At 43.7% G+C, this 11,887-nt stretch carries 15 protein-coding genes; 13 read left to right on the top strand and 2 right to left on the bottom strand.

The window, feature by feature from the left end; all coding sequences use genetic code 11:
- The 11 genes from CBX96_RS19915 to CBX96_RS19865 form a co-directional block, all read left to right on the top strand.
- A partial coding sequence (locus tag CBX96_RS19915) for a flagellin (RefSeq protein ID WP_109287837.1) occupies nucleotides 1-797 on the top strand: 797 nt, incomplete at its 5' end.
- A gap of 279 nt (nucleotides 798-1,076) precedes the next feature.
- The gene (fliD, locus tag CBX96_RS19910; RefSeq protein WP_109287833.1) at nucleotides 1,077-2,423 is read left to right on the top strand and encodes a flagellar filament capping protein FliD; all 1,347 of its coding nucleotides are present in this window, start codon (nucleotides 1,077-1,079) and stop codon (nucleotides 2,421-2,423) included.
- Between the two features lie 13 nt (nucleotides 2,424-2,436).
- On the top strand, nucleotides 2,437-2,817 hold the full coding sequence (gene fliS, locus CBX96_RS19905) for a flagellar export chaperone FliS (RefSeq protein WP_109287832.1): 381 nt from the start codon (nucleotides 2,437-2,439) through the stop codon (nucleotides 2,815-2,817).
- A complete protein-coding gene (locus CBX96_RS19900) occupies nucleotides 2,786-3,112 on the top strand; it encodes a hypothetical protein (RefSeq protein ID WP_109287831.1) in 327 nt (108 codons plus the stop codon). The genes fliS and CBX96_RS19900 overlap by 32 nt, the downstream gene beginning before the upstream one ends.
- Nucleotides 3,102-4,331: a flagellar hook-length control protein FliK gene (locus tag CBX96_RS19895; RefSeq protein WP_109287830.1), complete on the top strand. Its 1,230-nt coding sequence runs from the start codon at nucleotides 3,102-3,104 to the stop codon at nucleotides 4,329-4,331. Before CBX96_RS19900 ends, CBX96_RS19895 begins: the two co-directional genes overlap by 11 nt.
- A 16-nt stretch (nucleotides 4,332-4,347) precedes the next feature.
- Nucleotides 4,348-4,815 carry a flagellar basal body-associated protein FliL gene (gene fliL, locus CBX96_RS19890; RefSeq protein ID WP_109287829.1) on the top strand — a complete coding sequence of 156 codons (468 nt, stop codon included), beginning with the start codon at nucleotides 4,348-4,350 and terminating at the stop codon, nucleotides 4,813-4,815.
- A gap of 8 nt (nucleotides 4,816-4,823) precedes the next feature.
- Nucleotides 4,824-5,537 (top strand): RNA polymerase sigma factor FliA, encoded by a 714-nt coding sequence (locus CBX96_RS19885; protein WP_109287828.1) that lies wholly within the window; start codon nucleotides 4,824-4,826, stop codon nucleotides 5,535-5,537.
- Between the two features lie 22 nt (nucleotides 5,538-5,559).
- Entirely contained in the window at nucleotides 5,560-6,417 is an 858-nt protein-coding gene (motA, locus tag CBX96_RS19880; RefSeq protein WP_109287827.1) for a flagellar motor stator protein MotA, read from the top strand.
- Nucleotides 6,417-7,337 carry a flagellar motor protein MotB gene (locus CBX96_RS19875; protein ID WP_109287826.1) on the top strand — a complete coding sequence of 307 codons (921 nt, stop codon included), beginning with the start codon at nucleotides 6,417-6,419 and terminating at the stop codon, nucleotides 7,335-7,337. Before motA ends, CBX96_RS19875 begins: the two co-directional genes overlap by 1 nt.
- A 34-nt stretch (nucleotides 7,338-7,371) precedes the next feature.
- The gene (locus CBX96_RS19870) at nucleotides 7,372-7,806 is read left to right on the top strand and encodes a pilus assembly protein PilZ (RefSeq protein WP_109287825.1); all 435 of its coding nucleotides are present in this window, start codon (nucleotides 7,372-7,374) and stop codon (nucleotides 7,804-7,806) included.
- Between the two features lie 8 nt (nucleotides 7,807-7,814).
- Nucleotides 7,815-8,102, top strand: a complete 288-nt coding sequence (locus CBX96_RS19865) for a hypothetical protein (RefSeq protein WP_109287824.1) — start codon at nucleotides 7,815-7,817, stop codon at nucleotides 8,100-8,102.
- Between the two features lie 367 nt (nucleotides 8,103-8,469).
- Here the strand turns inward: CBX96_RS19865 and CBX96_RS19860 are convergent, their stop codons facing one another.
- Nucleotides 8,470-9,333: a YicC/YloC family endoribonuclease gene (locus tag CBX96_RS19860; protein WP_109287823.1), complete on the bottom strand. Its 864-nt coding sequence runs from the start codon at nucleotides 9,331-9,333 to the stop codon at nucleotides 8,470-8,472.
- A 213-nt stretch (nucleotides 9,334-9,546) separates the two neighbouring features.
- Here CBX96_RS19860 and rph point away from each other — a divergent pair, with 213 nt between their 5' ends.
- Together rph and pyrE are read left to right on the top strand one after the other, a co-directional pair.
- Nucleotides 9,547-10,260, top strand: a complete 714-nt coding sequence (rph, locus tag CBX96_RS19855) for a ribonuclease PH (RefSeq protein ID WP_011624329.1) — start codon at nucleotides 9,547-9,549, stop codon at nucleotides 10,258-10,260.
- Nucleotides 10,261-10,356: 96 nt separating this feature from the next.
- Nucleotides 10,357-11,004, top strand: coding sequence for an orotate phosphoribosyltransferase (pyrE, locus tag CBX96_RS19850; RefSeq protein ID WP_011624328.1), 648 nt, complete (start codon nucleotides 10,357-10,359; stop codon nucleotides 11,002-11,004).
- A gap of 94 nt (nucleotides 11,005-11,098) precedes the next feature.
- Here the strand turns inward: pyrE and folE are convergent, their stop codons facing one another.
- Nucleotides 11,099-11,749 carry a GTP cyclohydrolase I FolE gene (gene folE, locus CBX96_RS19845; protein ID WP_011624327.1) on the bottom strand — a complete coding sequence of 217 codons (651 nt, stop codon included), beginning with the start codon at nucleotides 11,747-11,749 and terminating at the stop codon, nucleotides 11,099-11,101.
- Nucleotides 11,750-11,887: the final 138 nt, after the last annotated feature.

Raw genomic sequence — 11,887 nt, 5'->3', positions numbered from 1 at the left:
TAGGTGTTCACACTAATTACGCATCAATTGTTGCACAAGGTGCGGTAAACAAAAGCAACAACCTACTAACGAATGCGATGGAGCGTCTATCCACGGGTTTACGCATCAATAGTGCCTCTGATGATGCCGCCGGTTTACAAATTGCTAATCGTATGAGCGCAAACGTAAAAGGCATGGAAACAGCGTCACGTAATATCTCGGATGCGACGTCAATGTTGCAAACGGCTGACGGTGCGCTAGAAGAGTTAACGACAATCGCCAACCGTCAGAAAGAACTGGCGACTCAAGCGGCCAACGGTGTGAACTCTGCTGATGATTTGAAAGCCTTGGATGATGAGTTCCAAGAGCTGATTAAAGAGTCTGCTCGTATCATGACTAATACAACTTATGCAGGTAATGATTTATTTACTAAGTTAGAGGCTGGCGTCCAATTTCAAATTGGTTCTGGGACGACAGAAACATTAACGGTAACAAGTGCTAAACCTACAGCGGTAGGCGGAGACTTAAAGGATGCAGCTAAAGCGACAGCGGCAATAACAGATGTTGATGCATACATTAAGGCTGTTGGCACGGCTCGTTCAACCCTAGGTGCTAACATTAACCGTCTTGGCCATACCGCGGCGAACTTAGCCAGCGTCACTGAAAACACTAAAGCTGCAGCAGGCCGTATTATGGATGCGGATTTTGCGGTTGAATCAGCGAATATGACGCGTAACCAACTGCTTGTTCAAGCTGGTACGACTGTCTTGTCTTCTGCTAACCAGAATACTGGTTTAGTGATGGGGCTGCTTCGTTAATCTAACCCTATCCACATCAGCCATTTAAGGTTGTAGATCTAGCATTTATGCCAGTGAGTTAAGCTGACTGGCATTTTTTATTCGTTAAATCATCCATATTGGTCAATCTGATGATGCAGAGGTAGAGGTTTAGTCAATGTAGTGGAAGGCAGCTTTCCGATTGACGCTTAATTACGGAAGTGAGTTGTAATTTTTAGCGAGCTTACCCATTTAATCAGCTTTAAAAACAATGTCTTGGTTTTGGCATATGTTTTGCTAATCAATTTGTTGGAGGTAGTTATGATATCAGGTATGAATGCGGCTCAATTTGCTCAACAGTTGATTGGTGCTGACCGCGCTGGCAAAGATTCACTTTACAAAGGCAAACTAACTGCAAGTAAAACACAGTTAGATGCTTATACGCTGCTCGAAAATAATATAAAGAAAATGGCCACTAAGTTAAATGGAATTGGGGGCGATGCAGCAAAAGGAAAAATTGCCACAGTGACTGGCGAAAATGCGACTGCAACAGTTAAACCAGATGCCCCTAAGGGGAGCTATGATTTAACTGTGCATAAGCTTGCACAAGCACATCAGTTAACGAAAACCTATTCATCTGAAAATGAACTGCTACCAACATCTGGTGTGATCAGTATTCAAGTTGGCAGTGATCCAACTAAACATATGGAAATTGATTTAGCAACGGTCAATGGCGGTGCTGCAATTTCAGTATCCCAATTACGTGATGCAATCAACAAACAAGTGGGAAATCCTGGTGTGCAAGCATCTCTCGTTCGCACGGGAAATCAAATCGAATTTATGTTGTCCTCTAAGGAATCAGGTGCTGCAAATCAAATTAAGATTGAGTTTAACGGTGCTGACTGGGGGATGACAGAACGTCGGGTTGCTCAAGACGCTGAACTCACGTTAAACGGTATCAATATTACCAGCAGTAGTAATTACTTAGAGAATGTGGTCGATGGTGTGAGCCTTGAGTTAATCAAGGTTCATTCGGCTGGCGAAAGTAGCGCAATTAAAGTCACTGATGATTTTGAAGCGAACAAGAAAGCGGTTAAGGATTTTGTCGATTCATTTAATTCAATAATGACACAAATCAATCAATTAACCCGTTCCATGGGGGTTAAAGATACTGACTCTAGTTCTTCCGATAAAGATAAAGAAGATAAAACGACTGCTGTCAGTGAAGCGCAAATAGGCGTGCTGAAAGGGGACACTTCCATCCGCTTACTACAGTCTCGACTACGTGATTCACTCTTTGCCACTGCTGCAAATGGCATGCGTTTATCTGATATTGGGATTGAGGTAGGACGAGATGGAAAACTTAAAATTGATGACACAAAGCTGACCGATAGTTTTAAAGGAGAGCCTGAAAAAGTCGAAGCTATGTTTTCGGGACCCGACAGTTATATTAAAAGCATTGAAAAGATTCTAAAACCTTTTACACAGTTCAATGGCTATATTGATCAAAAGCAGGAAGCGTTAAATAAACAGATAAAAAGCGTTAATGACAGTATGGCGCGTCATGATTACCAAATGAACCAAAAGTATCAAATCTATTTGGCTCAATTTACGGCAATGGAGTCCACCATTAATCAATTCAACTCTGCAAGTCAGTTGTTCTCATAGGAAGTACTTATCAATGTTAAATGAATACGATCCATTTAATGCTTATAAGCAAACCGCTTTAGATGCTCAAGTTGCTGCAGCAACACCTCACGATATGGTGCGAATGCTGCTCGATGGTTTGTTAGAAGAATTAGAACGAGCAACGGGGCATATGGAATATCAGCGTTTCGAGGCAAAAGGGGTGAGTATTCATAAATGCCTCAATATCGTTCATGGATTGGATTCAATGCTGGATCTGGAGAATGGCGGTGAGGTTGCTATCAGTTTGCATCGTTTATATGACTTTTGTAGCCGACAACTGGTGAGTGCCAGTGTCGAAAATAGTGCAGAAGCTCTGGTTCCTATTACTCAGGTGATTACTAATGTCAGAGAGGGATGGGCAAATCTCAACTAAGCAATGGGCGCGTTATGCGAGTGCCCTACGTCAATATGCTGATGCTCGGGACTGGGACAGTGTTCGAAAAGTGAATATCGCGTTGATTAAAGCACTGCAACAGGCGGGTAAGACTCATGATATTGAGCAGAGAGCTGCCCGGGCTGAATTAGAGCGGGTTCATTATCAAGTGCTCCAAGAGTTAATCTTGGCTCGTGATGAATTAGCCGTAGAAATGGGCCGATTTAAGTTGCAACAACCAGGTTTGGCCGCCTACCAATTAACTCAAGTGAGTGGAGCTGTGGATGATCTCTGATTTACTTTCAATTCGTCCTGCGGGCACAAATACCAACTTGACAACTAAGGTGGTGAGTGCAGTTGACCAAGACAAATCTGAGTCATTCACCTTGTTGGCGTTACCGATAGGATTGCCTGCGGAATCAATTCCTATGGAGAGTGCGATATGGAATTCTGGTACAGAGCAAGCTCTAGACAATGAAGCTGTTATTTTTTTGCATCAATATATTAATAGCAACTTATCGGACTCTGAACCTTTTGCAACTATTACTGCTCCGATTATGCCGGTAATAGTTCCTGCGACCTCTGTAACAGATCCTGTTGTATCAGGGTTACCTCCTTCACTGATAAATACTGATATTAACTCGGTACCTATTATTGAAGATGGCTTAGCCGCCACACCTCAGAACAGCCTCCTTACACAGACTACGTCCGCACCGTTTGCTGCTGTGATTTTCCCTACTGAAACTGTTCAAGCGGATATCGTTGGTCGAACTCCGGTCTCTTTAATTGGGCTTTCAGTTACAGAGCGAAGAGGAACAGTATTTAGCCCCGAGATGACTTCATCTATGGCGCTTGCGGGACGTAGTACGCCGCCAGTTGGTATGAGTGGCGAACCCTTGAAAATGAGTAGCGTATTTACGCAGGATGCAACGTTGGCCACTTTCTCTGGGAATCTTGAACATTTGAAATCTGATTCGTCAGTGTTTCAGCGTGTGTTAGCTGAGCTCAGGGGGCATGAAGCAAAAGATGTTAATGCAATTGGAGTTCAGCAGGTTACTGGCTCGCAGCCTACCAGTATAACTCAATGGGGACCCGTATCGCTCTCTCCCATGGCTTCTTTGGTGCAGCAATCTCAAGAGATCCTGACTCCCCTAAGGGAGCACCTTCGTTTTCAAGTTGACCAACATATTAAGAAGGCCGAATTGAGGTTAGATCCGCCAGAACTCGGCAAGATTGAGCTCAATATTCGTTTAGAAGGTGATCGTTTACAGGTACAAATGCATGCGGTAAACCCAGCGATTCGCGATGCATTGCTCAATGGTTTAGATCGCTTGAGAGTAGATTTAGCAATGGATCATGGCGGTCAAATTGATGTTGATATTGGCCAAGGTGGGTCGCCACAGCACCAGCAGGAAACTGCATTACTCTCCTCGTCGATAGCGGCTGAAACTGCAACGGACAATGTAGCCGATGTAGTGACGAGTGAGAAATCTCATTTAGATTTATTGGCTTAAGTGCCGGAGTCGTTTAATGGCAATTTTAAAATCTCGTTTAATAAAGATCATTTTAGCGTTACTTGTGCTCATTAGTTCGACCGCAGGTGCATTTTGGGTTGGGACAAGTAGTGGAGATTGGAAGCTAGCAGAATTTTTTGCATCTGAACCCGAAGTTGAACCTGTGCCTGTGGCAAAGTTTTATCCATTAGAAAAGTTTGTAATATCGATTCCTGGGGATAGATACCCCCATTACATGCTGCTTGAAATGTCGCTGAAAAGTCATAACCCAGATATGAAAACTGTGTTGGTTGAGGCTGACCCTCTTATCCGTAATACAATGATGAAAATGTTCTCACGTAAAACATTTGAGCAGTTGAATCATTTGGATCAACTTGACGATTTACAAGCTGAAGCCCTTATTTTGATGGTGAAAGTACTCTCGGATAACAAAATGCCGTCAGATATTGATGAAGTGCTTTTTACCCGTATGGTGATCCAATAGGGGTCAATATGACGACTGGCCAACTCGCATATAAACAGGCATGTGATTCTTTAGTAGAGGAACGTCAATCAGAGCAGAGAGTTATTCGACAATATCTGCCTCTTGTCAAACGTATAGTCTCACAGATGCGTAGCCATTGTGGAGTTATGTTATCGCTTGAGGATATGGAGCAGATAGGAATGATGGCGTTGCTCGAATCATTGAGGCGATATCCAGGAGAGCGGGATAACGGTTTTATTTCCTTTGCTGGGCAACGTATACGTGGCGCTATATTGGATGAACTAAGGAGGTTGGATTGGCGTCCTCGGCCTGTTAGGCAACAAGCGCATGAACTGAATGACGTGGTGAGACGGTTGTCTCGTGAAATGGGGCGTGAACCAAGCGATATTGAGGTCGCTAGTGCTTTAGGTTTGAGTGCTGAAGATTACCGAGAATGCTTATATTCCATACAAGCGGAATCGATGAAAAGTTTAGATGATCTGTTATCTGCAGGCGAACATCCTATTGATAGAGCAAATAATGTTGAACAATTGCTGCTAAAGCAGACTTTGGTCAAAATTATTTCAAAATTAAATGCAAGAGAACAGTTAATTCTGTCGCTTTACTATCATCATGAGCTGAATTTAAAAGAAATTGCTTTGGTATTAGGGTTAACTGAGACACGTATTTGCCAGTTGCATAAGTCAGCAATTTCACAGTTAAAGATAATATTACAGCGCTAAGGTTAGAAGTGAGACGATTGTAATGAGTAAACTAGTTGGGCTATTAATAATATTAGCTTCAGTTTTCGGTGGATACGCTTGGGCTGGCGGTGCATTGTCCGCATTGTGGCAGCCTGCTGAAATTTTAATCATCATGGGGGCGGGTGTCGGTGCTCTGATTATTGCAAATCCACAATCAGTATTAAAAGAAATGCTGGAACAACTGAAAGAGCTATTTAATAAAGGAAAAGAAGACCCAGAGCTATATCCTCAGTTGTTTCCATTGATGGGGACATTGATGGCTCAGATCCAGTCTCAGGGATTAAAAGTTCTCGATGAACATTTGGAAAATCCACAGCAGAGTTCAATTTTTTTAATGTACCCCGCGGTATTAAAGCACCCTAATGTTTTGCAGTTTTTAATCGACAACTTACGCGTACAATCTATTGGAAAGATATCTCCTCATGACTTAGAGCATATTTTAGAGGAAGAAATTCATCGAATAGAAGAGGATAGACTACGTCCATCTGAAGCATTTAGTAAAGTCGGTGAAGCTATGCCGGGTTTTGGTATTTTAGCGGCTGTGCTTGGTATTATTATCACTATGTCAAATATCGATGGTCCAATTACGATGATTGGCGTGAAGGTCGCTGCAGCTTTAGTGGGGACATTTATCGGTATTTTTGCATGTTATTGCTTTTTTGACCCTATGGCGAAAGCATTAGAGCATTTGGTAGACCGAAAATCTGCACAGCTACGTTGTATTGCGGCTATTTTAGTTACCTTTTCAAAAGGTAAGCCTCCTATGATGGCTATTGATGCGGGGCGTAAGCAAATACAAAGCGAGAATCGCCCCTCATTTCTTGAATTAGAGCGCTGGATGGAGGAGCAGAAAAGCTAATGCTCCATAAAAATGAGCCGATTATTATCAAGCGTCAAAAGCGTGGTAAGCGTAATCATGGGCATGGAGGTGCTTGGAAGGTTGCTTTTGCTGACTTTACCCTCGCGATGATGGCACTTTTTATGGTGCTGTGGATTATGCAAATTGCCGATCAAAAAGAGCGAACTATGATTGTGCAGTATTTGCGCGGCGATATGAATCAAACAGGACCAATTAATCCATTCGAGCTGAGCCAATCCTCTTCAATTATTGACTTGGAAGGCAATATGTCTATCGCTCCTTCTGTAGTACCTTCTAATCCTTCAAATAGGGCGGAAAATACGGTAGGAAATGAAGATGGGGGATTAATCTCAGGGCAATTTGATACTAAAGAGCAACTAACTGTTTTAGCAAGACAGTTAAATCGTGTCGTACAAAACTCGAGCATGGCAGATAATATTACAGTTACTGTTGTTCCTCAGGGGATTCGTATTCTGATCCATGATAATGTTGATCAATTTATGTTTACTCGTGGTAGTGCGCAGATGCAGCCTTATTTTGAAGAGTTACTTTTATCTTTAGGGCCCATTTTAAAAAATATAACTAATAGTATGGTAATTTCAGGGCATACAGATTCAACACCTTATGCAGGAAGTTTATTTACTAATTGGGAATTATCAAGTCAAAGAGCGCTCTTAGCTCGAAGAGTACTTGAGCGTGGCGGCGTTAAACGGGATCAGGTTATCCAAGTTACGGGAATGGCAGATCAGATACCTTATATTATTACGGATACAGCCGCGGCAGCTAATCGTCGAATTGAAGCACTCATTTTAACCTCTTCAGCGGAGCAACTATTACGGGGAATGATAGGAGCACCTAATGAAAGTGCAAAAAATGGCATATCAATTGATGAAATAATGCAAAAAAATGCAACTAATTAATATGCTACTTCTAGTCACTGGTTAGGTACGACATATGAATATGCATGAAGAATTTGTACATTCTGAGAGTGCAGTTGACTCTGAACTTGAGTATCAAGTCATTGAGTTTGATAACCGAAGAACCCATCCGAGATTAAGTTTACGATACGATAAAAGAGTTCCACTGGCTTTTGCGTGTGATGGCTTGACTGTGAACTTATCAACAACTCGATGGCTTGTCTTTACGGAAGTCGACACTGCGAATATTAAAGACATTAGTATTGGCGGTGTAGGTTTTTTATGCAGTAAATCATTACCAATAGGTATGAAGTTCTATGTCGAGCTTGAACTGCATCGAATCCTATGTGAAGTCACTAGAGTGCAGTTAATAAAAGGTCATTTAACATTTATAGGGGCTCGCTGGATTAACGGAAATAATAGCGATGTCCAGAGCTTAATTGACGCGATTAAATTGCGAGCCAAAATATAGGGTATGCAATGACAGGCTCTTTTAAACGCAATGGCTCAGATAAGTTACAAAAAATATTTCTCTATCTTATCCTTTTGAATTGGTTTTTGCTCATTATTGTTGCTATTAATATCGAAACGTTGAACTTCATTAATGGCGTTTTAATTTCGGTTATGCTTTTTATTTATAACTACTTTCTTACCAATTTATGCTTTATGCGTGCAGCAAGAGCACAAGATGCTTATCTAATTTACCCTGTAGTTATTGGTGCGCTTAGCTCTTTTTTCTTGGTGGTTTATTATTTTTTTTGTCTTTAAAAAATGTTATCAAAATAAATATTAAACGACGTAAAGTGTCGCTTACATTGGTATCATCTCGTTATCGATGCGGATGCTCGCCGCGTTATCCTGCACAAAGGTAAGCGTCATAAACAATCAATATTGTGATGAGCTGTTCAATTTCGTTTTTAATGATTTTGCAAGTGCGCCCACCTGCTTTGCTACCATAGATGCCACATAAACTCCAAATACTCATTATTTGATACAAGTATAGTGAGGCATAATTCCCAGTTAACTCACCGCTTGGGCGAAAGAGATTGAAACGTACAAGGCCGGGATGAAAATCAAAGCCCTGTTGAATCAGGGCTTTGATGGATATTTTAACGCTTTGGTAAACAAGGGGAAATCATTCCACGTTCTGGATCTGCTCGCGCATTTGTTCGATAAGCACTTTGAGTTCGACGGCAGCGGCGGTGATTTCGGTGCTGATGGATTTTGAGGCGAGGGTGTTAGATTCGCGGTTAAATTCCTGCATCATAAAATCTAAGCGACGGCCTTCGCTGCCACCTTTTTTGAGGATGCGGCGCGCTTCGGTAACATGGGCTTCGAGTCTGTCCATCTCTTCGGCCACATCTTGTTTTTGTGCTAATAGGATCATCTCTTGCTCGATGCGGGCGGGGTCGAGTTCACCTTTGATCTCAGCGAGGCGATTAGTGAGTTTATCGCGCTGATATTCCATCACTTTAGGCATGTGCTCGCGCACGATAGCGATTTGTTCTTCGACGCCTTCTAAACGGCTTAACAGCATGTCTTTAATCGCTGCACCTTCGCGGCCACGGGCTTCGATAAACTGGTCTATCGCTAAATCGAAAGCCGTTAATAGCTCGGCACCAATGGCATCCATATCTTGCTCTGAGCTTGAGAGCACGCCTGGCCAGCGCAAAATATCAGTTAGGCTGACTTCGCCTTGGCCGGCTTCTTGTTTTAACCAGCTGGCAGCGTCGAGCAACTGCTTAGCTAACCCTTGGTTTAATTTGAGTTCGTTATTGCTGTTGTCGGCTAACTCGTAGCGTAAATTGACCTCGACTTTACCGCGGCTTAAGCGTTTACGCAGGCGATCGCGCAGTACGGGTTCGAAGCTGCGGAATTGTTCTGGCAGACGTAGGTAAGTTTCGAGATAACGCTGATTGACTGAGCGAATTTCCCAAGAGGCAGTGCCCCATTGTGCTTTGTGCTCGATGCGAGCGTAGGCTGTCATGCTTTGGATCATGGGATTGTCCTGATGGTTGAATCGTCATATTGATAGGCGATTATAGAGTCAATGGCTTTAGGATTAAAGGCATACAGTATACTGCGAAGGGGAAGCTTGAGTTGTAAATGGCGGAGTTTGCCAGAGAATTGCCCTAGGCATGGCATCCTCAGGCACAAATCCCTATAATATGCAGCCAAAATCGGTCAATGACTCAGAATACAGGAATCTCGCATGCGTCCAAGTAACAGAACGCCAGCACAAACACGTCCCATCACTATCACTCGCCAGTTTACGGCCCACGCCGAAGGTTCTGTGTTGGTGGAGTTTGGTGAAACCAAAGTACTTTGTACCGCCAGTTTTACTGAGGGTGTGCCGCGTTTCCTTAAAGGTCAGGGACAAGGCTGGGTGACGGCGGAATACGGTATGTTGCCACGTTCAACCCACAGCCGTATGGACCGTGAAGCGGCTCGCGGCAAGCAATCTGGTCGTACTCAAGAGATCCAGCGTCTGATTGGTCGTGCACTGCGTGCTTGCGTCGATATGAAAGCCCTTGGTGAAAACACTATCGTTATCGATTGCGATGTGATCCAAGCCGATGGCGGTACTCGCACCGCATCTATCACTGGTGCTTGTGTGGCTCTTGTGGATGCACTGAACTGGGCCCGTGGTAAGGGCATCATCAAGTCTAACCCGCTGAAGTTTTTGATTGCTGCGGTCAGCGTAGGTATCTACAACGGTGAAGCTATTAGCGATCTCGAATATGTGGAAGACAGCGCGGCCGAAACCGATATGAACGTAGTCATGACGGAAACCGGTAAGATTATTGAAATTCAAGGCACGGCCGAAGGTGAGCCGTTTAGCCATGAAGAATTGATCGAGCTGCTTGGCTTAGCCAAAAACAGTATTCGTGAAATCGTCGATGTGCAGAAAGCCGCATTGAATTAATTGTTGTTGATAAGAAGCCCCGTTATGGGGCTTTTTATTAAATCAATATTGCTATAACCCAATAAAAATAGAACGTTAAAGTCGTAAGGAGAGATTGTGAAAGCCTATCAACGTGAGTTTATTGAATTTGCCCTAGAGCGTCAGGTACTGCGATTCGGTGAGTTTACCCTTAAATCGGGCCGTATCAGTCCTTATTTCTTTAATGCGGGTTTATTCAATACTGGACGAGACCTTGCGCGTTTAGGACGTTTTTATGCGGCGGCGTTAGTGGATTCAGGCATAGAGTACGATCTGTTGTTTGGCCCTGCCTACAAAGGTATTCCGATTGCGACCACAACTGCGGTGGCCTTGTGCGAACACCACGATATCGATATTCCCTACTGCTTTAACCGTAAAGAGAAAAAAGATCACGGTGAAGGCGGCAGCTTAGTCGGTAGCGAGCTTAAAGGTCGTGTGATGCTGGTGGACGATGTGATCACCGCAGGTACGGCGATTCGTGAGTCGATGGAAATCATCGAGGCCCATCAGGCGCAGCTAGCAGGCGTATTAATCGCGCTGGATAGACAAGAGAAGGGCAAGGGCGAACTATCGGCCATCCAAGAGGTTGAGCGTGATTTTGGCTGCGGTATTGTGGCGATCATCAAACTTGCGGATCTGATCAGCTATCTATCAGAAAAACCAGGTATGGAAGCGCAACTGGCAGCGGTAAGCCAGTACCGTGAGCAGTATGGCATCGAGGCCTAATAAGGCTTAAGCGGGTTATAAACCGCTAAAACAAAAACGCTGCGATTCATCAAGAATGGCAGCGTTTTTTTATGCAATGATTAAATCTAACAGCTTATTTGGATTGATTTAAAAACTCGGCACGGGTGGCGGGGTTAGATTTAAAAATGCCCCCTAGGGCGGTGGTCGTGGTGGAGCTGGTGGAGTCCATCACGCCGCGGGATTTGACGCAGTAATGCACCGCATCCATTTTTACGGCCACGTCTTTGGTTTCGAGCAGCGTTTGCAAGGCAACTAACACTTGCTGAGTTAAACGCTCTTGCACCTGTGGACGCTGGGAGAAGAAACGTACTATGCGGTTAATCTTTGATAAACCGATAATTTTTTTACGTGGGATATAAGCGATTGTCGCTGTGCCATCGATAGTGACTAAGTGATGCTCACAGGTACTGGTCAGGCTGATGTCCTGCACGCGCACCATCTCATCGAAGCCCATTTTGTTATCAATGACAGTGATCTTCGGGAAGTTCTCATAATCTAAGCCAGAGAAAATCTCGTCGACATACATTTTGGCGATGCGGCGTGGAGTATCGGCAAGACTGTCATCGGAAAGATCCAGTGACATTAGCGTCAGGATTTCCTTCATATGGAATTCAATCTTGTCCTTACGCTCTTCAGGCGTAAACACATTGGGGAGCATGGGGGTTTCAAGTCCGCGTTCTTGTAGGGCGGCTTGTACTTTTACTGCTGCTTCACTTAATGCCATCTTATCCTCCACTACTGCAGTAGCGGCTATCACTGAAAACCTAGCACCCTAAACTGAGTTTGTACAATGGGTGAACTCAGGTACAAATCGACTGGTTCTTATCTGGGTAAGAACAAGGTGGGGGAGAATAGCGCGAAT

It is taken from the genome of Shewanella sp. BC20 (assembly GCF_003129585.1).
Taxonomy (GTDB): domain Bacteria; phylum Pseudomonadota; class Gammaproteobacteria; order Enterobacterales; family Shewanellaceae; genus Shewanella; species Shewanella seohaensis.
This window is presented reverse-complemented; position numbering and strand designations above follow the sequence as displayed.

What these genes read in the sequence shown, in the direction of transcription:
- CBX96_RS19875 (WP_109287826.1), top strand. Translation starts at nt 6,417, where the DNA reads ATGCTCCATAAAAATGAGCCGATTATTATCAAGCGTCAAAAGCGTGGT.
- folE (WP_011624327.1), bottom strand. Translation starts at nt 11,749, where the DNA reads ATGGCATTAAGTGAAGCAGCAGTAAAAGTACAAGCCGCCCTACAAGAA.
- CBX96_RS19885 (WP_109287828.1), top strand. Translation starts at nt 4,824, where the DNA reads ATGACGACTGGCCAACTCGCATATAAACAGGCATGTGATTCTTTAGTA.
- CBX96_RS19895 (WP_109287830.1), top strand. Translation starts at nt 3,102, where the DNA reads ATGATCTCTGATTTACTTTCAATTCGTCCTGCGGGCACAAATACCAAC.
- motA (WP_109287827.1), top strand. Translation starts at nt 5,560, where the DNA reads ATGAGTAAACTAGTTGGGCTATTAATAATATTAGCTTCAGTTTTCGGT.
- fliS (WP_109287832.1), top strand. Translation starts at nt 2,437, where the DNA reads ATGTTAAATGAATACGATCCATTTAATGCTTATAAGCAAACCGCTTTA.
- CBX96_RS19860 (WP_109287823.1), bottom strand. Translation starts at nt 9,333, where the DNA reads ATGATCCAAAGCATGACAGCCTACGCTCGCATCGAGCACAAAGCACAA.
- CBX96_RS19870 (WP_109287825.1), top strand. Translation starts at nt 7,372, where the DNA reads ATGAATATGCATGAAGAATTTGTACATTCTGAGAGTGCAGTTGACTCT.
- rph (WP_011624329.1), top strand. Translation starts at nt 9,547, where the DNA reads ATGCGTCCAAGTAACAGAACGCCAGCACAAACACGTCCCATCACTATC.
- CBX96_RS19865 (WP_109287824.1), top strand. Translation starts at nt 7,815, where the DNA reads ATGACAGGCTCTTTTAAACGCAATGGCTCAGATAAGTTACAAAAAATA.
- fliL (WP_109287829.1), top strand. Translation starts at nt 4,348, where the DNA reads ATGGCAATTTTAAAATCTCGTTTAATAAAGATCATTTTAGCGTTACTT.
- fliD (WP_109287833.1), top strand. Translation starts at nt 1,077, where the DNA reads ATGATATCAGGTATGAATGCGGCTCAATTTGCTCAACAGTTGATTGGT.
- CBX96_RS19900 (WP_109287831.1), top strand. Translation starts at nt 2,786, where the DNA reads ATGTCAGAGAGGGATGGGCAAATCTCAACTAAGCAATGGGCGCGTTAT.